Origin of the sequence: Mycobacterium sp. H4Y, assembly GCF_000364405.1 — a bacterium.
In the GTDB taxonomy this organism is placed as follows: Bacteria; Actinomycetota; Actinomycetes; order Mycobacteriales; family Mycobacteriaceae; genus Mycobacterium; species Mycobacterium intracellulare.
This window is the reverse complement of sequence record NZ_AKIG01000002.1, coordinates 807347-828095: the sequence shown is the minus strand read 5'-3', so window position 1 is coordinate 828095 and position 20749 is coordinate 807347. Positions and strand designations below refer to the sequence as shown.

Annotated in this window: 20 protein-coding genes; 16 read left to right on the top strand and 4 right to left on the bottom strand. The window is 68.6% G+C overall.

The genetic code is table 11. The features are described 5' to 3' along the window. Positions 1-50: 50 nt before the first annotated feature. The 6 genes from fusA to W7U_RS17715 all read left to right on the top strand — a co-directional run bounded on the left by fusA (position 51) and on the right by W7U_RS17715 (position 7445). Positions 51-2156 (top strand): elongation factor G, encoded by a 2106-nt coding sequence (fusA, locus tag W7U_RS17740; RefSeq protein ID WP_008260848.1) that lies wholly within the window; start codon positions 51-53, stop codon positions 2154-2156. 110 nt (positions 2157-2266) lie between these two features. Further along, on the top strand, positions 2267-3457 hold the full coding sequence (tuf, locus tag W7U_RS17735; protein WP_008260847.1) for an elongation factor Tu: 1191 nt from the start codon (positions 2267-2269) through the stop codon (positions 3455-3457). A gap of 171 nt (positions 3458-3628) precedes the next feature. Beyond that, the gene (locus tag W7U_RS26935) at positions 3629-4369 is read left to right on the top strand and encodes a PE family protein (RefSeq protein ID WP_008260846.1); all 741 of its coding nucleotides are present in this window, start codon (positions 3629-3631) and stop codon (positions 4367-4369) included. Between the two features lie 92 nt (positions 4370-4461). After that, positions 4462-5322: an SHOCT domain-containing protein gene (locus W7U_RS17725; protein WP_008260845.1), complete on the top strand. Its 861-nt coding sequence runs from the start codon at positions 4462-4464 to the stop codon at positions 5320-5322. Between the two features lie 91 nt (positions 5323-5413). Beyond that, complete coding sequence (locus tag W7U_RS17720; protein WP_081490137.1) at positions 5414-6232, top strand: mycofactocin-coupled SDR family oxidoreductase; 819 nt, start codon at positions 5414-5416, stop codon at positions 6230-6232. Positions 6233-6257: 25 nt separating this feature from the next. Next, positions 6258-7445: an FAD-dependent oxidoreductase gene (locus W7U_RS17715; RefSeq protein ID WP_008260843.1), complete on the top strand. Its 1188-nt coding sequence runs from the start codon at positions 6258-6260 to the stop codon at positions 7443-7445. A gap of 7 nt (positions 7446-7452) precedes the next feature. Here the strand turns inward: W7U_RS17715 and W7U_RS17710 are convergent, their stop codons facing one another. Beyond that, a complete protein-coding gene (locus W7U_RS17710; RefSeq protein ID WP_009956322.1) occupies positions 7453-8280 on the bottom strand; it encodes an inositol monophosphatase family protein in 828 nt (275 codons plus the stop codon). A 566-nt stretch (positions 8281-8846) separates the two neighbouring features. Between W7U_RS17710 and W7U_RS17705 the strand changes: the two genes are divergently transcribed. Continuing rightward, the gene (locus W7U_RS17705; RefSeq protein ID WP_170320610.1) at positions 8847-9707 is read left to right on the top strand and encodes an aldo/keto reductase; all 861 of its coding nucleotides are present in this window, start codon (positions 8847-8849) and stop codon (positions 9705-9707) included. A 61-nt stretch (positions 9708-9768) separates the two neighbouring features. Here W7U_RS17705 and W7U_RS17700 read toward each other — a convergent pair whose 3' ends face one another. Both W7U_RS17700 and mftR read right to left on the bottom strand, forming a co-directional pair. Continuing rightward, entirely contained in the window at positions 9769-10812 is a 1044-nt protein-coding gene (locus tag W7U_RS17700) for a DUF2332 family protein (protein ID WP_008260838.1), read from the bottom strand. Next, positions 10809-11402, bottom strand: a complete 594-nt coding sequence (mftR, locus tag W7U_RS17695; RefSeq protein ID WP_008260836.1) for a mycofactocin system transcriptional regulator — start codon at positions 11400-11402, stop codon at positions 10809-10811. The genes W7U_RS17700 and mftR overlap by 4 nt, the downstream gene beginning before the upstream one ends. A 102-nt stretch (positions 11403-11504) precedes the next feature. Between mftR and mftA the strand changes: the two genes are divergently transcribed. From mftA to W7U_RS17655, 8 genes are all read left to right on the top strand, one after another. Beyond that, positions 11505-11594, top strand: coding sequence for a mycofactocin precursor MftA (mftA, locus tag W7U_RS26280; protein ID WP_007773607.1), 90 nt, complete (start codon positions 11505-11507; stop codon positions 11592-11594). Further along, complete coding sequence (mftB, locus tag W7U_RS17685; RefSeq protein ID WP_008260833.1) at positions 11579-11920, top strand: mycofactocin biosynthesis chaperone MftB; 342 nt, start codon at positions 11579-11581, stop codon at positions 11918-11920. Before mftA ends, mftB begins: the two co-directional genes overlap by 16 nt. Beyond that, a complete protein-coding gene (mftC, locus tag W7U_RS17680) occupies positions 11917-13128 on the top strand; it encodes a mycofactocin radical SAM maturase (RefSeq protein WP_008260832.1) in 1212 nt (403 codons plus the stop codon). The genes mftB and mftC overlap by 4 nt, the downstream gene beginning before the upstream one ends. A 2-nt stretch (positions 13129-13130) precedes the next feature. After that, positions 13131-14318, top strand: a complete 1188-nt coding sequence (gene mftD, locus W7U_RS17675) for a pre-mycofactocin synthase MftD (RefSeq protein ID WP_008260831.1) — start codon at positions 13131-13133, stop codon at positions 14316-14318. Positions 14319-14481: 163 nt separating this feature from the next. Continuing rightward, positions 14482-15213, top strand: a complete 732-nt coding sequence (gene mftE / locus W7U_RS17670) for a mycofactocin biosynthesis peptidyl-dipeptidase MftE (RefSeq protein ID WP_008260830.1) — start codon at positions 14482-14484, stop codon at positions 15211-15213. Next, on the top strand, positions 15210-16628 hold the full coding sequence (gene mftF, locus W7U_RS17665) for a mycofactocin biosynthesis glycosyltransferase MftF (RefSeq protein WP_008260829.1): 1419 nt from the start codon (positions 15210-15212) through the stop codon (positions 16626-16628). The genes mftE and mftF overlap by 4 nt, the downstream gene beginning before the upstream one ends. Before the next feature lie 8 nt (positions 16629-16636). Then, positions 16637-18082, top strand: coding sequence for a mycofactocin system GMC family oxidoreductase MftG (gene mftG / locus W7U_RS17660; protein WP_008260828.1), 1446 nt, complete (start codon positions 16637-16639; stop codon positions 18080-18082). Positions 18083-18160: 78 nt separating this feature from the next. Beyond that, a complete protein-coding gene (locus tag W7U_RS17655; protein ID WP_170320628.1) occupies positions 18161-18760 on the top strand; it encodes a TetR/AcrR family transcriptional regulator in 600 nt (199 codons plus the stop codon). On the opposite strand, the gene W7U_RS17650 is transcribed toward W7U_RS17655, so the two are convergent. Beyond that, the gene (locus W7U_RS17650; RefSeq protein WP_008260825.1) at positions 18726-19988 is read right to left on the bottom strand and encodes a cytochrome P450; all 1263 of its coding nucleotides are present in this window, start codon (positions 19986-19988) and stop codon (positions 18726-18728) included. The two genes, W7U_RS17655 and W7U_RS17650, sit on opposite strands and share 35 nt — an antisense overlap. A gap of 455 nt (positions 19989-20443) precedes the next feature. Here W7U_RS17650 and rpsJ point away from each other — a divergent pair, with 455 nt between their 5' ends. Beyond that, a complete protein-coding gene (rpsJ, locus tag W7U_RS17645) occupies positions 20444-20749 on the top strand; it encodes a 30S ribosomal protein S10 (RefSeq protein ID WP_003873519.1) in 306 nt (101 codons plus the stop codon).

Below are 20749 nucleotides of genomic sequence, written 5' to 3'. Positions count from 1 at the left end.
CTGACCGCGACAGACAGCAATTAAGCAATCGAAAGAGTGGGAAGACTTCTGTGGCACAGAAGGACGTGCTGACCGACCTGACCAAGGTCCGCAACATCGGCATCATGGCGCACATCGACGCCGGCAAGACGACGACGACCGAGCGCATCCTCTACTACACCGGTATCAGCTACAAGATCGGTGAGGTGCACGACGGCGCCGCCACCATGGACTGGATGGAGCAGGAGCAGGAGCGGGGGATCACCATCACCTCCGCGGCCACCACCTGCTTCTGGAAAGACAACCAGATCAACATCATCGACACCCCCGGGCACGTCGACTTCACCGTGGAAGTCGAGCGCTCGCTCCGTGTCCTCGATGGCGCCGTCGCCGTCTTCGACGGCAAGGAGGGCGTGGAGCCGCAGTCCGAGCAGGTCTGGCGGCAGGCCGACAAGTACGACGTCCCGCGCATCTGCTTCGTCAACAAGATGGACAAGATCGGGGCCGACTTCTACTTCTCCGTGCGCACCATGGAGGAGCGCCTCGGCGCCAACGTCATCCCGATCCAGCTGCCCGTCGGCTCCGAGGGTGACTTCGAGGGCATCGTCGACCTGGTCGAGATGAACGCCAAGGTGTGGCGCGGCGAGACCAAGCTGGGCGAGACCTACGACACCATCGACATCCCGGCCGAGCTGGCCGAGAAGGCCGAGGAGTACCGCACCAAGCTCCTCGAGGCGGTCGCCGAGACCGACGAGGCGCTGCTGGAGAAGTACCTGGGCGGCGAGGAACTGTCGGTCGACGAGATCAAGGGTGCGCTGCGCAAGCTCACCATCAGCTCCGAGGCCTACCTGGTGCTGTGCGGCAGCGCGTTCAAGAACAAGGGCGTGCAGCCGATGCTGGACGCCGTCATCGACTACCTGCCCTCGCCGCTGGACGTGCCACCGGCCGTCGGCCACGCCCCGGGCAAGGAGGACGAAGAGGTCACCCGCAAGCCGTCGACCGACGAGCCGTTCTCCGCGCTCGCGTTCAAGGTCGCCACGCACCCGTTCTTCGGCAAGCTGACCTACGTCCGGGTGTACTCCGGCAAGGTCGACTCCGGCAGCCAGGTCATCAACGCCACCAAGGGCAAGAAGGAGCGTCTGGGCAAGCTGTTCCAGATGCACTCCAACAAGGAGAACCCGGTGGAGACCGCCTCGGCGGGTCACATCTACGCGGTGATCGGGCTCAAGGACACCACCACCGGTGACACCCTGAGCGACCCGAACCAGCAGGTCGTGCTGGAGTCGATGACCTTCCCCGACCCGGTCATCGAGGTGGCCATCGAGCCCAAGACCAAGAGCGACCAGGAGAAGCTGTCGCTGTCGATCCAGAAGCTCGCCGAGGAGGACCCGACCTTCAAGGTGCACCTGGACCATGAGACCGGCCAGACCGTGATCGGCGGGATGGGCGAGCTGCACCTGGACATCCTGGTGGACCGGATGCGCCGCGAGTTCAAGGTCGAGGCCAACGTCGGCAAGCCGCAGGTGGCCTACAAGGAGACCATCCGCCGCAAGGTGGAGAACGTCGAGTTCACCCACAAGAAGCAGACCGGCGGCTCCGGCCAGTTCGCGAAGGTCATCATCAACCTCGAGCCGTTCACCGGCGAGGACGGCGCGACCTACGAGTTCGAGAACAAGGTCACCGGTGGGCGCATCCCGCGTGAGTACATCCCGTCGGTGGATGCGGGCGCGCAGGACGCCATGCAGTACGGTGTCCTGGCCGGTTACCCGCTGGTGAACATGAAGGTCACCCTGCTCGACGGGGCGTTCCACGAGGTCGACTCGTCGGAGATGGCCTTCAAGATCGCCGGTTCGCAGGTGCTGAAAAAGGCTGCGGCGCAAGCGCAGCCAGTCATCCTGGAACCGATCATGGCCGTCGAGGTCACCACGCCCGAGGACTACATGGGCGATGTGATCGGCGACCTGAACTCCCGCCGTGGCCAGATCCAGGCCATGGAGGAGCGGAGCGGTGCGCGCGTCGTGAAAGCGCATGTGCCGCTGTCGGAGATGTTCGGCTACGTCGGCGACCTGCGGTCCAAGACCCAAGGCCGGGCGAACTACTCCATGGTCTTCGACTCGTACGCCGAAGTGCCGGCGAACGTGTCAAAGGAGATCATCGCGAAGGCGACGGGCCAGTAAACATTCGCTCGGAGTAATCTTGCCGGGTCATTGGAATGCCTTGGGCGCGGCACAACTGAAAACACCAACACTGCTTTAACAAGCACCAACTAGTCCAGGAGGACACAGAAGTGGCGAAGGCGAAGTTCGAGCGGACGAAGCCGCACGTCAACATCGGGACCATTGGTCACGTTGACCACGGCAAGACCACGCTGACCGCGGCTATCACCAAGGTTCTGCACGACAAGTACCCGGACCTGAACGAGTCCCGCGCGTTCGACCAGATCGACAACGCGCCCGAGGAGCGTCAGCGCGGTATCACCATCAACATCTCCCACGTGGAGTACCAGACCGACAAGCGTCACTACGCCCACGTCGACGCCCCGGGTCACGCCGACTACATCAAGAACATGATCACCGGTGCGGCCCAGATGGACGGCGCGATCCTGGTGGTCGCGGCCACCGACGGCCCGATGCCGCAGACCCGTGAGCACGTGCTGCTCGCCCGTCAGGTCGGTGTGCCCTACATCCTGGTCGCCCTGAACAAGGCCGACATGGTCGACGACGAGGAGCTCCTCGAGCTCGTCGAGATGGAGGTCCGCGAGCTGCTGGCCGCCCAGGAGTTCGACGAGGACGCCCCGGTGGTGCGGGTCTCCGCGCTCAAGGCGCTCGAGGGCGACGCCAAGTGGGTCGAGTCCGTCGAGCAGCTGATGGAGGCCGTCGACGAGTCGATCCCGGACCCGGTCCGCGAGACCGAGAAGCCGTTCCTGATGCCGGTGGAGGACGTCTTCACCATCACCGGGCGTGGCACCGTGGTCACCGGCCGTGTCGAGCGCGGTGTGATCAACGTGAACGAGGAAGTCGAGATCGTCGGCATCCGCCCGACCAGCACCAAGACCACGGTCACCGGTGTGGAGATGTTCCGCAAGCTGCTCGACCAGGGCCAGGCCGGTGACAACGTCGGTCTGCTGCTGCGTGGTATCAAGCGTGAGGACGTCGAGCGCGGCCAGGTCGTGACCAAGCCCGGCACCACCACGCCGCACACCGAGTTCGAGGGTCAGGTCTACATCCTGTCCAAGGACGAGGGCGGCCGGCACACGCCGTTCTTCAACAACTACCGTCCGCAGTTTTACTTCCGCACCACCGACGTGACCGGTGTGGTGACGCTGCCGGAGGGCACCGAGATGGTGATGCCCGGTGACAACACCAACATCTCGGTGAAGCTGATCCAGCCCGTCGCCATGGACGACGGTCTGCGGTTCGCGATCCGCGAGGGCGGCCGCACCGTCGGCGCCGGCCGGGTCGTCAAGATCATCAAGTAGTTCGCTACTGAGTCAGGTCGAAGCCCGGATTGCCCACACGGCAATCCGGGCTTCGTCTGCTGTGCGCACCGCCTTGCCGGACCGGCGCGGAAATGATGCGGCCGCAGAGCGCCCTGCACTAGGATTTCGGCATAGTTCTCGGTGACCGTGAGGCGTGGCGGGGAGGTGCCGATGTCGTTCGTTCAAGCGACTCCCGAATTCGTTGCGGCTGCCGCGACGGACCTGGCCAGGATCGGGACGACGATCACCTCCGCCAACACGGCGGCGATGGGGCCGACGTCGGCGGTGCTCGCCCCCGGCGCCGACGAGGTGTCGGCGAGCATCGCCGCCCTGTTCGACGCCCACTCCCAGGTCTATCAGGCGCTCAGCGCCCAGGCGGCCGCGTTCCACAGCCAGTTCGTCCAGCTGATGAACGGCGGTGCGATGCAGTATGCCGCCGCCGAGGCGGCCAACGCGACGCCGCTGCAGACCGCGGCAGCGCCCGCATCGATGGCCGCGCAGGTACCGACGATGACGGCCGGCGCCATAAGCGCCTCGGCGCCGACCGCGCCCGCGGGGCCCCTGGCGGCGGCGGTGGCCCCGGCGGCCGCGGTGCCCGCACCGGCCGGCACGCCGGTCGCGGCGGCGCCGGTGGGGTCGGCGACGCTGGCCTCGGCCACCGCTCCGGCCGGACCGGCGCGGGTGGCGACGCCGGCCTACGCACCGGCCGGGCCCGCGAGCACCGTCGCGCCCGCGGCGTCGGCACCGACCGGCACGTCCGCCGCGCCGCCGGCACAGGTGGCGCCGCAGGCCTCCCCGGCCACGACGCTGCCGGTATCGCCGCGCACCGCCCCGCACTCGCCTGCGGGCACGCAGCCCGCGGCGCCTCCGGTGCGCCGGGTGCCGATCGTCCCGCCCGAATCGCTGGCCTGATCGCGGCCGAACCCGGTTTGCGCGTATCGGGTTCGCGGCGAGCCCCCGAGCGCTAATCTGACACAAATCCCCAGCAAGCCAAGGAGGGGCAAGTGTTAGCGCGCTACCTGAAGGCACAGTTGGTCGTTTTGCTGTGCGGAGGCCTCGTGGGGCCGATTTTCCTGGTCGTGTATTTCGTCATGGGGCTCGACAGCCTGCTGCAGTGGATGTTCTACGTCGGCCTGCTCATCACCGCGGCCGACGTGCTGATCGCGCTCGCGCTGGCCAACTACGGCGCCAAGACGTCGGCGAAGGTGGCCGCCCTCGAACAGAGCGGCGTGCTGGCGCTCGCGCAGATCACCGGCATCACCGAAACGGGCACGTGGGTCAACAACCAGCAGGTCGTCAAGGTGCACCTGCACATCGCGGGGCCCGGGCTCCTGCCGTTCGACAGCGAAGACCGCGTGATCGCCAGCGTCACCCGGCTGGGCAACCTCAACGCCCGCAAGGTGGTGGTCCTGGTCAACCCCACCACCAACGAATACCGGATCGACTGGGAGCGAAGCGCTTTGGTCAACGGCCTGGTGCCCGCGCAGTTCACGGTGGCCGAGGACAACCGGACCTACGACCTGAGCGGGCAGGCGGGCCCGCTGATGGAGATCCTGCAGATCCTCAAGGCCAACAACGTTCCGCTCAACCGGATGGTCGACATCCGGTCGAACCCGGCGCTGCGCGGCCAGATCCAGGCGGTGGTGCGCCGGGCCGTCGAGCAGCAGTCATCGGCCGCCCAACCGGCGCCGGGCGCCCCGCCGGCTCCTGCCGTCCAGCAGGGCGCGGCGCCGTCGGCGGTTGTCACGCCGCCCGAACCGTCGATCGCCGCGCGGCTGCAGGAGCTGAACGATCTGCACGCGAGCGGGGCGCTCACCGACCAGGAATACAACAGCCGCCGCGCTGCGATCATCGCCGAAATCTAGGGGCTCGTCCGGCCACCGGCGGGCGAATTAGAACACGTTTCAGTTCCGCTGCTAGCCTGGTTTGGTCTGTCGGCGGTCGAAGGGGTTACACGTGGTTGGATCACTGCACGGGCGGGTGGCATTCATCACCGGGGCCGCCCGCGGCCAGGGGCGATCGCACGCCGTGCGGCTGGCCGCCGAGGGCGCCGACGTCATCGCGCTCGACATCTGCGCGCCGGCATCGGCCAGCGTGACCTACCCGCCCGCCACGCCCGAGGACCTCGACGAGACCGCGCGCCTGGTGGAGGGGCAGGGGCGCAAGATCCTGACCCGCGTCCTCGACGTCCGCGACGACGCCGCGCTGCGGGAGCTGGTGGCCGACGGGATGGAACAGTTCGGCCGGCTCGACATCGTGGTCGCCAACGCCGGAGTGCTGAGCTGGGGCCGCGTCTGGGAGCTCACCGACGAGCAGTGGGACGCCGTCATCGGTGTCAACCTGACCGGCACCTGGCGCACGCTGCGCGCCACCGTGCCCGCGATGATCGAGGCGGGCAACGGCGGTTCCATCGTCGTGGTCAGCTCGTCGGCGGGGCTCAAGGCCACACCGGGCAACGGCCACTACTCGGCCAGCAAGCACGGGCTCACCGCGCTCACCAACACCCTCGCGATCGAGCTCGGCGAATACGGCATCCGGGTCAACTCGATCCATCCGTACTCCGTCGAAACCCCGATGATCGAGCCCGAAGCGATGATGGAGATCTTCGGCAGGCATCCCAGCTTCGTGCACAGCTTCCCGCCAATGCCGGTGCAGCCCAACGGCTTCATGACGGCCGACGAAGTCGCCGACGTCGTGGCGTGGCTCGCCGGCGACGGGTCCGGCACACTGACCGGCACGCAGATCCCGGTAGATAAGGGTGCCCTAAAGTACTGACCGGCCACCGTGCTAAGAACTCCACGTGAGTACTGACGCGAGCGCCACCAACGGAATCGTGATCGTCGGCGGCGGATTGGCCGCCGCCCGCACCGCCGAGCAGCTGCGGAAATCGGAGTATTCCGGGCCCATCACGCTCGTCAGCGACGAGGTCCACCTGCCGTATGACCGCCCGCCGCTGTCGAAAGAGGTGCTGCGCAAAGAGGTCGACGACACCGCACTCAAACCGCGCGAGTGGTACGACGAGAACGACATCACCCTGCGGCTGGGATCGGCCGCGACACGCCTGGACACCGCGGCGCAGACGGTGACGCTCGACGACGGGACGACGCTTCGCTACGACGAACTCGTCATCGCCACCGGGCTGGTACCGCGACGCATCCCGTCGATCCCCGACCTCGAGGGCATCCGGGTGCTGCGCTCGTTCGACGAGTCCCTGGCGCTGCGCGAGCACGCGTCCGCGGCGCAGCGCGCCGTCGTCATCGGCGCCGGCTTCATCGGCTGCGAGGTGGCGGCCAGCCTGCGCAGCCTGGGGGTGGACGTGGTGCTGGTGGAGCCCCAGCCCACTCCGCTGGCCGCGGTGCTCGGCGAACGGATCGGTGAGCTGGTGGCCCGGCTGCACCGCGCCGAAGGCGTCGACGTCCGCCTCGGGGTCGGCGTGGCGGAGGTGCGCGGTGACACGCGCGTCGAGGCGGTGGTGCTCAGCGACGGCACCGAGCTGCCGGCCGACGTGGTCGTGGTCGGCATCGGGTCGCGCCCGGCGACCGAATGGCTCGAGGGCAGCGGAGTTGACGTCGACAACGGCGTCATCTGCGACGAGGCCGGGCGCACCAGCGCGCCGAACGTGTGGGCGCTCGGGGACGTCGCGTCGTGGCGTGACGCGACGGGACACCAAGGGCGCGTGGAACATTGGAGCAATGTCGCCGATCAGGCCCGCGCCGTGGTGCCCGCGATGCTGGGGCAGGACGTGCCCACCGCGGTGGTGGTTCCCTACTTCTGGAGCGACCAATACGACGTCAAGATCCAGTGCCTGGGCGAGCCGGAGGCCGACGACATCGTGCACGTCGTCGAGGACGACGGTCGCAAGTTCCTGGCCTACTACGAACGCGACGGCGCCCTGGCCGGCGTGGTCGGCGGCGGGATGCCCGGCAAGGTCATGAAGATGCGCGCCAAAATCGCTGCGGCCGTGCCCATTTCGGAAGTGCTGGGCTGAGCCGCCGCTAGCCGACGGCGGTCGCGTACCGGTCGCCGACGTTCTCGGTGTTGCGGATCACCGTCGCGAGTTGCTCGGCGATGCCCGGCGCGCTGATCACGGTCGACGCGGACTTGTGGGTGTGGGGATTGCCCTGGGCGTCGGTGAGCTGCGCCCCCGCTTCCCGGGCGATCAGGGTCCCCGCCGCGGTGTCCCAGGGCTTGTTGGACATCATCACGCAGGCGTCCAGGGCGCCCTCGGCGACGAACGCGAGGTCCAGGGTCGCCGCCCCGATCATGCGGATGCGCTCGACCCGCGGCACCAGCTCGGCGGTGAGCGCCAGCCGGTGCTCGTTCAGCCTGCCGGCGTCGTGGCCGACGGCGTAGTCGCCGAGCGACACGATGGCCCCGCTGAGGCTGTCGGCGGCGCTGGCGTTGATCCGCTGGCCGCCCAGAAAAGCGCCCTTGCCCTCGATGGCGTGGTAGGTCTTGCCGAGCAGGGGAGCGTGGGTGACCGCGACCACGGTGCGCCCGGTGCGCATCAGCGCCAGTGATACGGCGCACAACGGCAGCCCGTGGACGAAGTTCGACGTTCCGTCGATGGGGTCGAGCACCCAGAGCCACTCGGAGGTTTCGATGTCCGGCTGTTGCTCGGACTCTTCGGCCAACAGTGGGATCTCGGGTGTGGTTTGGGCCAGGTAGTCGGCGATGTCACGCTGGATCGCAAGGTCGATGTCGGTGACCAGGTCACGGTCTCCCTTGTGCTGCACCGAGCTCGGCTGTGATTTCTTGAGCGTTGCGGCACCGATTTGCGTTGCTTGCCAGGCAATTTCGAAAAGCTCTTGCATTGTCTTCATGCGACAGACTTGCCTCGCTTCCAGGGGTAGCGCGTGGTCGCGTCTCTCGAGGATAGGGGACAGGTGATTTCACATCACAGTCGCATCACGGTATATCACGTTCGCATCACGACGCAGCTATGTCCGTTCCCCGGGAGTGAAACACGCACCATTGTCGGTGTTTTCGCCGGTAAGGCGCCTGGCCCAGGGAGAATTACGCTGAAATCGGTGATGCGCCACAACGCAATTCGATGGTGTTGCACATCACATCGGTTTGAGGTTTCGTCTGTCTTCGTCGAGGGCACCGGGCGCTCGTGTCTGCGGTGTCACAAAATTGCCAAAATTCCATCGCCAATCTTATTGTGCTGGAAAGACGTAACTTCTGAGCTCGCGTTTTTTTGCTAATGCGACGTCGACCGCCTCGGTCCGGGCGGCATCCGCCCGGCTCGGTTATTGTCTCCAAGCGAACGATGTATGGGGCCCATACGCACCAGAAGGGGTTGGCATAAGCCGCCTGGTGTGTTGTCCCTGGATCGTTTACGTCGAAGAAACCCCACACCCCAACCTGGCAGGCAGGTGATTGAAAAGTGACAGTGATTGATGAGATATACAGCGCTTCCAGCGTGATTCCGACCGTCGCTCTCAACGACGAGGCGAAGATGCCCGTACTCGGCTTGGGCGTGGCCAAGTTGTCCGATGAGGAGACGGAAAGCTCGGTACTCGCGGCTCTGGAGGCTGGCTGCCGCCTCATCGACACCGCTGCCTCGTACGGAAACGAAGAAGCCGTCGGGCGCGCGATCGCCGCGTCGGGCATCCCGCGTGAGGAGTTGTTCGTCGCCACCAAGCTGGGCACCTCGAGGCAGGGCTTCCAGAGTGCCCAGGAGTCGTGCAAGGAGAGCCTGGACCGTCTTGGGCTGGATTACCTCGACCTCTACCTGATCCACTGGCCGGCGCCGAAGCTGGGCAAGTATGTGGAGAGCTTCGAGGGCATGAAGGTCGCCCGCGACGAAGGGCATGTCCGCTCGATCGGCGTCTGCAACTTCACCGAGGAACTGCTGGCGAACGTCATCGAGGAGACCGACGAGGTGCCCGCGGTGAACCAGGTCGAGCTGCACCCGCGCCTCAACCAGGCCGAGCTGCGCCAGGCGCACGCCCAGCACGACGTGACCACGCAGTCCTACAGCCCGCTGGGCGTCGGCAAGATGCTCGAGGACCCGACCGTGACGGCGATCGCCGCCGAGTACGGCCGCACGCCGGCGCAGGTGCTGGTCCGGTGGAACCTGCAGTTGGACAACGTGGTCGTCTCGCGGTCGTCCAAGCCCGAGCGCGTCGCCCAGAACCTCGACGTGTTCGACTTCACCTTAGAGCCTCAGCACATGGAGGCCATCGACGGATTGCACGACGGCACCCGGGTGCTGCACGATCCGATGACCTTCATGGGTACCTAGTACACGCAGCATTGACGAAGACGAATTGCCGGACTTGGTCCGGCAATTCGTTTTTGCCGAGTTAGTGCCAGTGCACCGGCGGGCCGTGCGGGTGGCAGTCGCCCAGCACGCGCGTCTCGCCGTCCGGCCAGCTGCGGGCGCGCACCTCGAACCTGATCGGCCCGCCGGGGCGAGAGCGCGCCGGCTCCATCGTCAGGTGGGCGAACGGTGAGCGCGCGTCGGCCCGTGCGGCCAGCGCGTCCACGTGGGCGCGCACTGCGTCGCGCTCGCCGGCCGACAGGTATTGCCAGGTGATGGAATGCCAGAGGACGGTGAGCGCGCCGTCGGACACCCGCAGGCCGGCGACCGCGCCGGCCGCCGTCCGGCGTTCGAGCCGGGCCGGGACCCGGCGGGCGACCTCGATGGCCCCGCGCAGCCGGGCGAGCCGCGCGGCCTGGTCGGGCCAGACGTAGCTCAGCACGGTCAGCTCCCCGTCGATGTCGCCGACGTCGATCGGCGCGATGTCGTAGCCACGCCGCTCGACGATCCGCACGTCGCCCCCCGGCGGCAGCGCGCCGCGCCACGCGTCATCGATGGCCACCGGCGAGTCGGGCGGCCCCCACTGGCTTCCGGCGAACCGGTAGCGGTAGTGGTCGGCCCGCAGATTCAGCCCGGCGCTCGCCCCGATCTCGAAAAGCCTTATCGGCAAACCGGATTGATTGAGGTGCAGCAAACCGCCGATCAGTGCGGCCGATCGGCCTACCTCGTTGGTCTGTGGTGGTTGATCCAGCGCCGCGCGCAGCGCATCGGCGTGGCCGGCCGCGGCGTCGCGGATCTGAGGCCAGGCCGGTCCGGCGTCCCAGATCCCGCCGGTGCTGGGGTACCAGCGGCGCAGGTGCGGCGCCCGGCCGTCGAGCACCAGCCGGTGCAGCCCGCCGAGCAGCCGGAGCGGCACCGCGTCGCGCGAGGGGGCGTGGCGGTGCCCGGACAGGATGGCCGCGAACACGCCGCCGGCTTCGACGTCGGCGGCCACCAGATCGAACAGCTCGCCGTACATCGCGGAGCCCGACGAGGCGCAGAACCGGCCCTGGGCGCGCAGCGTGTGCGCCAGGTGCTCGACGCTCAAATGTCCAGCTCGTTCAGCCCCGCGCCGGCCACGTCGAAGGCATTGCCGAGGGCTACCGGCAGCGGGACGGATTCATCGCTGAGCCAGTGTTCGTACGCCGACAGCGCCACCCCCAGCATCGTCCAGGCGGCGGTCTGCGGCAGCAGGTCGGTGGTCTTGCAATCGCAACGGCGGGCCACGAACCCGGCGATCACCTCGCGCCAGCCGGCGTACATCGTCATCGAATAGGCCTGCAGCTCAGCGGTTTGCAGGATCACCCGCATGCGCCGGCGGTGGCGGGCGGTCTCGGACTCGTCAAAGGTGTTGAACGCCAACAACGCGGCGCGCAGGGCATCGCCCAGGCGCACCCGGGAATCCACGTTGTCGAGCAGGTCCCGCAGGTGGGCGAGGTGAGTGTCGAAATCGCCCCAGGGGATGGCGTTCTTGGACGCGTAGTAGCGAAAGAGCGTGCGGCGCGAGATGCCGGCGGCGTGGGCGACGTCGTCGACGCTCACGTCGGCGAAACCGCGGGCGGTGAACAGGTCGATGGCCACGTCGGTGATGTGGGCCGGCGTGGTCGAGCGGCGCCTGCCCACCCGCGGCTGCGGCATCTTCGGACCCCGCCCTTCCATTTCGGCACTCGATGCCATATTCTGGCGGCGAGTGTGACTCAGACCCCATCGTTGTCAAGACCCGACGAAAGGCAAGGCCCCGTGGACCACGAGACCGAAACTGACACCCAGCTCGTCACCGAGACCCTGGTCGAAGAGGTGTCCATCGACGGCATGTGCGGGGTCTACTGACCGTGCCTGCGTCCGCGCAGGCCGAAACGGCTCGCCCCGCCGGCGACACCGTGTTCGATCCTGATCGCGGCTGGCGACTGCACCCGCAGGTGGCGGTGCGCCCGGAACCGTTCGGCGCGCTGCTCTATCACTTCGGCACCCGCAAGCTGTCGTTTTTGAAGAACCGCACCATCCTCACGGTGGTGCAGTCGCTGGCCGAGCACCCCGACGTCCGCTCCGCGTGTCGCGCGGCGGGCATCGACGACGCGGGGCAGGCTCCCTACCTGCACGCGCTGGGTGTGCTCGTCGACTCCAAGATGCTGGTGCCCCGGGAGGACCATCAATGACCGCACCGACCCAAGCGGCCGTACCGCGGCTGATCGAGCAGTTCGAGCACGGGCTCGACGCGCCCATCTGCCTCACCTGGGAGCTCACCTACGCCTGCAACCTGGCCTGCGTGCACTGCCTGTCGTCGTCGGGCAAGCGGGATCCGCGCGAGCTGTCCACCCGTCAGTGCATGGACATCATCGACGAGCTGGAACGCATGCAGGTGTTCTACGTCAACATCGGTGGTGGGGAACCCACTGTGCGCCCGGACTTTTGGGAGCTCGTCGACTACGCGACCGCCCATCACGTCGGCGTCAAGTTCTCCACCAACGGCGTCCGGATCACGCCCGAGGTCGCCGCGCGGTTGGCGGCCAGCGACTACGTCGACGTCCAGATCTCGCTGGACGGCGCCACCGCCGAGGTCAACGACGCGGTGCGCGGACCCGGGTCGTTCGACATGGCGGTGCGGGCGCTGGAAAATCTGGCCGACGCCGGCTTCAAAGACGCCAAGATCTCGGTGGTCGTCACGCGGCACAACGTCGACCAGCTCGACGAATTCGCCGCGCTGGCAAGCCGTTACGGTGCCACGCTGCGGATCACCCGGCTGCGCCCGTCCGGGCGCGGCGCCGATGTCTGGGAGGAGCTGCACCCCACCGCCGACCAGCAGGTGCAGCTGTACGACTGGCTGGTCGCCAAGGGCGAGCGGGTGCTCACCGGCGACTCCTTCTTCCACCTGGCCCCGCTCGGTCAGTCCGGCGCGCTGGCCGGCCTGAACATGTGCGGCGCGGGCCGCGTCGTGTGCCTGATCGACCCCGTCGGCGACGTGTACGCCTGCCCGTTCGCCATCCATGACCGCTTCCTGGCCGGAAACGTGCTGTCGGACGGCGGCTTTGACAATGTGTGGAAGAACGCCCCGTTGTTCCGCGAGCTGCGCGAACCGCAGTCGGCGGGCGCCTGCGGCAGCTGCGGGCATTACGACAGCTGCCGGGGCGGCTGCATGGCGGCCAAGTTCTTCACCGGCCTGCCGCTGGACGGGCCGGACCCCGAATGCGTCCAGGGCCACAGCGCGTCGGCGCTGGCGCACGACCGCGAGACGCCGCGCCCCCGGGCCGACCACTCCCGCGGCAAGCGCATCCGCCAACCGGTGCCGCTCACGCTGTCGCTGCGGCCGCCGACGATCACGCCCGCGGCGCCGCCGGCGCGCCTGTGTAATGAAAGCCCGGTGTGACAATGGCCGAGAAATGGTTTGAGACCGTAGCCATCGCGCAGCAGCGCGCCAAGCGCCGGCTGCCGAAATCGGCCTATTCGTCGTTGATTTCGGCCAGCGAAAAGGGAATCACGGTTTCCGACAACGTCGAAGCCTTCGGTGAGCTCGGTTTCGCCCCCCACGTAGTCGGCGCGCCGGCCAAGCGCGACATGTCGACCAGCGTTATGGGGCAGGATATTTCGATGCCCGTCCTGATCTCACCGACCGGCGTGCAGGCGGTGCACCCCGACGGCGAGGTGGCTGTCGCGCGCGCCGCCGCCGCCCGCGGCACCGCCATGGGCCTGTCCTCGTTCGCCAGCAAGCCGATCGAAGAGGTCATCGCGGCGAACCCCAAGTTGTTCTTCCAGGTGTACTGGCTGGGTGACCGCGACGCGATCGCGGCGCGGGTCGAGCGCGCCCGGGCGGCCGGCGCGGCGGGCCTGATCGTCACCACCGACTGGAGCTTCTCGCACGGCCGGGACTGGGGCAGCCCCTCGATCCCGGAGAAAATGGACGTCAAGACCATCCTGAAGATGAGCCCGGAGGTGATCACCAAGCCGCGGTGGTTTCTGCAGTGGGCGAAGACCATGCGGCCGCCGGAGCTGCGGGTGCCCAACCAGGGCCGCCGCGGCGAGCCGGGGCCCCCCTTCTTCGCGGCCTACGGCGAGTGGATGGGCACCCCGCCGCCGACCTGGGAAGACATCGCCTGGCTTCGCGAACTGTGGGACGGGCCGTTCATGCTCAAGGGCGTGATCCGCGTCGATGACGCCAAAAGGGCTGTGGACGCGGGGGTTTCGGCGATCTCGGTGTCGAATCACGGTGGCAACAACCTGGACGGCACCCCCGCCTCGATCCGCGCCCTGCCGGCGATCGCCGCGGCCGTCGGCGATCAGGTCGAGGTGCTGCTCGACGGCGGCATCCGGCGCGGCAGCGACGTCGTGAAGGCCGTGGCGCTGGGAGCGCGCGCGGTGATGATCGGCCGGGCGTACCTGTGGGGCCTGGCCGCGGCGGGCCAACCGGGCGTGGAGAACGTCCTCGACATCTTGCGTGGCGGCATCGACTCGGCCCTGATGGGTCTGGGACATTCCTCGATCCACGACCTCGGGCCCGGCGACATCCTGGTGCCGCCCGGTTTCACCCGGGCGCTGGGCGTGCCGCCGGTCGGCGGATAACGAAAGCCGGGCTATCCGGGGCGGTTTTGTCGGAATTATTTGACGGCCACGGAAATCGTGGTACGGGCGGGGTAACCGTGACGAACGAGCCGACAATTCGAATGACCGATGAACGGCGCGGAAAAAAACTTATTTTCAAGCTTCAACAATCGGTGCACGCCAGGTGAATTCGTCCTACCATCACCGAGTGCCCGTACTCGGCGAACTAGGAACAGCGACGTCGAGCCAGCTGTCCGGTACGGCGGCATCGGTCATGATTCCGCTGGGTTCGACCGAGCAACACGGGCCGCACCTGCCGCTGGACACCGACACCCGGATCGCGGCGGCGGTCGCCCGGCGCGCTCGCGCCCGCCTCGGCGACGGGTGGCTGGTGGCGCCGGCCATCGCCTACGGCGCGAGCGGCGAGCACCAGAGCTTTGCCGGGACGATCTCGGTCGGCACCGAGGCGCTGACGCTGCTGCTGGTCGAGTACGGCAGGTCGGCGGGCACGTGGGCCCGGCGGCTGGTCTTCGTCAACGGCCACGGCGGCAACGTCGCCGCGCTGGGCGCCGCGGTGGCCAGGCTGCGCGCCGAGGGCCGCGACGCCGGGTGGTGCCCCTGTGTGGCCCCCGGCGGTGACGCCCACGCCGGGCATACCGAAACATCGGTGTTGCTCCATATCTCGCCGGCCGATGTCCGGACCGACCAGTGGCGCGCCGGCAACACCGCACCGTTGCCGGAGTTGCTCGGGTCGATGCGCCGCGGGGGAGTCGCGGCGGTCAGCCCGGTCGGCGTGCTGGGCGACCCGACCACCGCCACCGCCGCCGAGGGCGAGCGCATCGTCGCCGAGATGGTCGACGAGTGTGTCCGCCGCGTCGCCCGCTGGGGGCCCGGCCCCGACGGGATGCTGACATGACCTCCTCGGCGCCCCGGCTGCCCGACGGCTTCGCGGTCCAGGTCGACCGCCGCGTGCGGGTGCTCGGCGACGGCTCGGCGCTGCTCGGCGGGTCGCCGACGCGGCTGCTGAAGCTGGCCCCGGCCGCACAGGACATGCTCTGCGACGGCCGGCTGAAGGTCCGCGACGACCTGTCCGCCCAGCTCGCCCGCACCCTGCTGGACGCCACGGTCGCGCATCCCAGGCCCGCCGGCGGCCCGTCGCATCACGACGTGACCGTGGTAATTCCGGTGCGCAACAACCTTTCTGGCGTGCGCCGGCTGGTGAGCTCGCTGCGCGGGTTGCGCGTCGTCGTGGTCGACGACGGCTCGTTCCACGCCGTCGAGCCCGAAGACTTCGTCGGCGCGCACTGCGACATCGAGGTGTTGCGCCACCACCGCAGCAAGGGCCCCGCGGCGGCCCGCAACACCGGGCTGGCGGCCTGCCGGACGGACTTCGTGGCGTTCCTGGATTCCGACGTGGCGCCGCGCCGGGGCTGGCTGGAGGCCCTGCTCGGTCACTTCTGCGACCCCACCGTCGGCCTGGTCGCGCCGCGCATTGTCGGCCTGACGCACAACGAGAACGTGGTGGCGCGCTACGAGGCCGTGCACTCCTCGCTCGACCTCGGTGAGCGCGAGGCCCCGGTGTTGCCCCACAGCACGGTGTCGTATGTCCCCAGCGCGGCGATCATCTGTCGGTGCTCGGCCATCCGGGAGGTCGGCGGGTTCGACGAGACGTTGCAGTCCGGCGAGGACGTCGACCTGTGCTGGCGGCTGATCGAGTCGGGCGTCCGGCTGCGTTACGAGCCGATCGCGCTGGTGGCCCACGACCACCGCACCGAATTGCGGGATTGGCTCGCGCGCAAGGCGTTTTACGGCGGCTCGGCCGCCCCGCTGTCGGTGCGCCACCCGGACAAGACGGCGCCGGTGGTGATCTCCGGCTGGGCGCTGATGACCTGGACGCTGATGGCCTTCGGGTCCACGCTGTCGCGGCTGGCGTCCATCGTGCTGGCCGTCCTGACGGGTCGGCGCATCGCGCGGGCGATGCGCAGCGCGGAGACGTCGATGACCGATGTCGCCATGATCGCGGGCCGAGGCCTGTGGTCGGCGGCGCTGCAGCTGGCGTCGGCGCTGTGCCGGCACTACTGGCCGCTGGCGCTGATGGCCGCGACCATGTCGCGGCACTTCCGGCGGGTGGTCCTGGTCGCGGCCGTCATGGACGGGGTGGTCGACTGGCTGCGCCGCCGGGACGCCGTCGGCGACGACGTCGAACCGATCGGGCTGCCGACCTATCTGGTGCTCAAGCGCGTCGACGACCTGGCGTACGGCCTGGGGTTGTGGTGGGGTGTGCTACGGGAGCGCAACGTGCGCGCCCTGAAACCCCAGATCCGGAGTTAGCCGCCGCCTTGACCGCAGCCGTCACGCACAGCGATGTGCTGATCGTCGGCGCCGGCAGCGCTGGATCGGTTGTCGCGGAACGCCTTTCCGCCGACGCGGACCGCACGGTCACCGTCCTCGAGACGGGCCCCGCTCTCGACGATCCGGGCCTGCTCGCCCAGACCGCCAACGGGCTGCAGCTGCCGATCGGCGTCGGCAGCCCCCTGGTCCGGCGCTATCAGACTCACCTCACCGACGGACCCGTCCGCCAGCACCCCTTGGTGCGGGGGGCCACGGTGGGCGGATCGGGAGCCATCAACGGCGGCTACTTCTGCCGCGGGCTGCCCCGCGACTTCGACCGCATCGGCCTACCGGGCTGGGGATGGTCCGAGGTGCTGGACAGCTTCCGGGCCATCGAGACCGACCTGGACTTCGACGGTCCCGCCCACGGCGACAGCGGCCCCATCCTGGTGCGCCGCACCCACGAGATGACCGGGACCACGCACCGTTTCATCACCGCCGCCCGGCGCGCCGGATTCGGCTGGATCGCCGACCTCAACGACGTTGCGGCGGAACTGGTTTCGGGGATAGGCGCCGTCCCGCTCAACATCGTCGACGGAGTGCGCAGGGGGTCCGGCGCCGGGTATCTCATCCCGGCGCTGAGCCGGCCGAACCTGCGGCTGCACGCGCGGACCCGGGCGGTGCGGCTGCGCTTCGCCGGGAGCGTCGCGGTGGGCGTGGACGCGATCGGGCCGCACGGCCACACCGCGTTCACCGCCGACCGAATCGTGTTGTGCGGCGGGGCCATTGAAACGGCGCACCTCCTCATGCTCTCGGGCATCGGCGACCCCGAAGCGCTGGCGGCCGCCGGGGTGCCGGTGGTCGCGCCGCTGCCGGTGGGGGCGTCGTTCAGCGATCACGCCGAGTGGGTGCTGCCCACCGACTGGACGGTGGCCCCCGGGCGCCCGGTGCTCGAGGTGGTGCTCAGCACGGCCGACGGCCTCGAGATCAGGCCGTACACCGGTGGATTCGTGGCGATGACCGGCGACGGCACCGCCGGGCACGCCGATTGGCCGCACATCGGGGTGGCCCTCATGCAACCGCGCGCGCGGGGCCGCATCACGCTGGTCTCGTCGGATCCCGACGTGGCGCCGCGCATCGAGCACCGTTACGACAGCGAGCCCGACGACGTCGCGGACCTGCGCCGGGGCATCGAATTGGCCCACGAATTAGCCGGCAGCACAATCGGTTCCGCGTCGGCGGTCTGGTCCACCTCGCAGCATCTGTGCGGCACCGCGCCGATGGGGGTCGACGGCGACCCGCGGGCCGTCGTCGACCCCCGGTGCCGGGTCTATGGCATCGACAACCTGTGGGTGATCGACGGCTCGGTCCTGCCCGCGATCACCAGCCGCGGTCCGCACGCCACCATCGTGATGATCGGGCACCGGGCGTCAGAATTCGTTTCGACCCGATAGTCTCGTCTCAGACAGGAGGTGGTCGCCATTACCGCCGGGACGACCGACCCGCGCCCCGCGAGGTCGCGGGCCAGGCTGCTGGACGCCGCCGTCACGCTGCTGCGGGCCGGGGGTCCCAGCGCGGTGACGGTCGACGCGGTCACTCGCACCGCCAACGTGGCCAGGGCGACCCTGTATCGCCACTTTCCGAGCGGAAACGACTTGCTGGCAGCGGCTTTCAACAGCCTGATACCGGCGTCACCGACCCCGCCGGCCGAGGGGTCGCTGCGGGACCGGCTGGTCGCGGTGGTGTTGGCCCAGGCCGAATCCGTGGCCCACGCGCCCACCCTCATGACGGCGATGTCCTGGCTGGCGCTGGGGCGTGACCTGGAGGGGCTGCCCGAACCCCGGCACAGCGCCAATGCCGACAGCGCGGCGATCACCACCCTGCGCGAGCGGATCGCTCAGCAGTACGCGGAGCCGTTCGACGTCATCTTCGACAGCCCGGAGGCCGCCGAGCTGGGCGAGGTGGACCGATCCCGGGCGATCGCCATGCTCATCGGACCCCTGGTGCTCGGCCGCCTGTCCACCCTGCCCGATTTCGACTACCGCGAATGCGCGCTGGCGGCGGTCGACGGCTTCCTCCACGTCCAGACCAATCGGGCTAACGCAGCGAATACCGAATCGGCAGGTGCTTGAGACCACCCACGAACGTGGTGGCGACGAGTTCGGGTTCCCCGGCGCACTCGACGGACTCCAGCCGGGGCAACAGTTCGGTGAAAAAGCTGTTCACCTCCATGCGGGCCAGCGCGGCCCCCAGGCAGAAGTGCACGCCGTAGCCAAAGGCCAAGTGCTTGTTGGGGTCTCGGCCGACATCGAACCGGAACGGGTCGTCGAACACGTCCTCGTCGCGGTTCGCCGACACGTAGGACAGATACACCGATTCGCCCGCGGCGATCGGCACCCCGCGAACGGCGGTGTCGGCGACCGCGGTGCGCATGAACTCTTTGACCGGCGTCACCCAGCGGATCATCTCCTCGGTCGCCAGCGGCATCAGTGCGGGGTCGGCGGTCAACCGGGCGCGCTGGTCGGGGTTTTCGATCAGCGCCTGCAGCCCGCCGGCGATGGTGGCGCTCGTGGTGTCGTGCCCGGCGGTCGCGATGATGACGTAGTAGGAGGCCGTGTCGACGTCCGACAGCGGCTCGCCGTCGACGCGCGCGTTGGCGATCGCCGACGCCAGGTCGTCGGTGGGGTGGGCCCGCCGCGCCGCGGTGAGATCGCTGAAGTAGCCGAAGAAGTCGAGCAGGATCTGCATCTGCTCCTCGGGCGTGGTGCCCCGCTTGAACTCCTCGTCGTCGCCGCCGAACAGTTCCTGGGTGAGTCTGAGCATGCGCGGGAAATCCGATTCCGGCAGGCCCAGCAGCGACAAGATCACGTACAGCGGGTAGTTCACGGCGACCTCCTGCACGAAATCGCATTCGCCGCCCGCGGCCATCATCTTGTCGACGTAGCTCTTGGCCAGCTCGTCGACCCTGACCTTCAGCGCGCGCATGGCCTTGGGGCGAAACCAGTCGGCACCGATCGCGCGCACCACCTGGTGCCGGGGGTCGTCCATGTGGATCAGGGTGCGCAGGCCCATCCCGGCGTCCAGCTGGGCGCGCGCGAAGTCGTCGGCCTCGGCGGGGGCCAGCAGCGGCCGCGGCTCGTTGAGGAACAGGTCGTTGGCCCGCTCGATCTCCATGACGTCGGCGTGCTTGGTGATCGCCCAGAACGGCCGGTACGGCGGACAGTCGACCAACGACACCGGTGCGTGCGCGCGCAGGTGCGCCAGCGCCGCATGCAGCCGCGGCTCGTCGGCGTACGCGATGGGGTCGGCGAACACCTTGACGGCCTGCGCGGTTTCCGGATCGACGGTCGGTGTGCTCATGGCACTAGTCTTGGCCTCGGCACCGGCCATCTCAAGGCCTCTGACCTGGGCGTTAGCGTCGCGTAGCGACGGCGTCCGGGCCGGGCGTGACGGATTGGGCCCGGGATCTCGCCCGAATTTTGTTCGGGCCCCGATCTAGGGCATACTGTTCAGGTTGCCTTGAGCCGGGTTTGCGCCTGGTCGGGCATACGACCAGCGTCCAAACGGGCGCGTCCGGTCCCATCCTTCGAGTGCGACGAATTTCGATCGTGAAATCGGCGCGCCGAGGCCGCGTGAGGGTGACACACCCGACCGCGGGGGCCGGTGGACCACGACAGGTAAACAGCGGCGCACTATCCGGCGCAACGCTCGATCGGCCAACATCGGCCGGCCCGATCGGCGCGCCGGTGGCACTGAGGACATGGATTATTTGAGCCCGGAAACCGGGCCTCAACAGGAGCGAGGGTAGGAGAAGCGTGGCGGGACAGAAGATCCGCATCAGGCTTAAGGCCTACGACCATGAGGCTATCGACGCGTCGGCGCGCAAGATCGTCGAGACCGTCGTCCGCACGGGTGCCAGCGTCGTAGGGCCGGTGCCGCTGCCGACCGAGAAGAATGTGTATTGCGTCATCCGCTCTCCGCACAAGTACAAGGACTCGCGGGAGCACTTCGAGATGCGCACGCACAAGCGGCTGATCGACATCCTCGACCCGACGCCGAAGACCGTTGACGCGCTGATGCGCATCGACCTTCCGGCCAGTGTCGACGTCAACATCCAGTAA

What these genes read in the sequence shown, in the direction of transcription:
- W7U_RS26935 (WP_008260846.1), top strand. Translation starts at nt 3,629, where the DNA reads ATGTCGTTCGTTCAAGCGACTCCCGAATTCGTTGCGGCTGCCGCGACG.
- W7U_RS17710 (WP_009956322.1), bottom strand. Translation starts at nt 8,280, where the DNA reads ATGAAGACAATGCAAGAGCTTTTCGAAATTGCCTGGCAAGCAACGCAA.
- mftR (WP_008260836.1), bottom strand. Translation starts at nt 11,402, where the DNA reads ATGCCGCAGCCGCGGGTGGGCAGGCGCCGCTCGACCACGCCGGCCCAC.
- mftC (WP_008260832.1), top strand. Translation starts at nt 11,917, where the DNA reads ATGACCGCACCGACCCAAGCGGCCGTACCGCGGCTGATCGAGCAGTTC.
- mftD (WP_008260831.1), top strand. Translation starts at nt 13,131, where the DNA reads ATGGCCGAGAAATGGTTTGAGACCGTAGCCATCGCGCAGCAGCGCGCC.
- mftF (WP_008260829.1), top strand. Translation starts at nt 15,210, where the DNA reads ATGACCTCCTCGGCGCCCCGGCTGCCCGACGGCTTCGCGGTCCAGGTC.
- W7U_RS17650 (WP_008260825.1), bottom strand. Translation starts at nt 19,988, where the DNA reads ATGAGCACACCGACCGTCGATCCGGAAACCGCGCAGGCCGTCAAGGTG.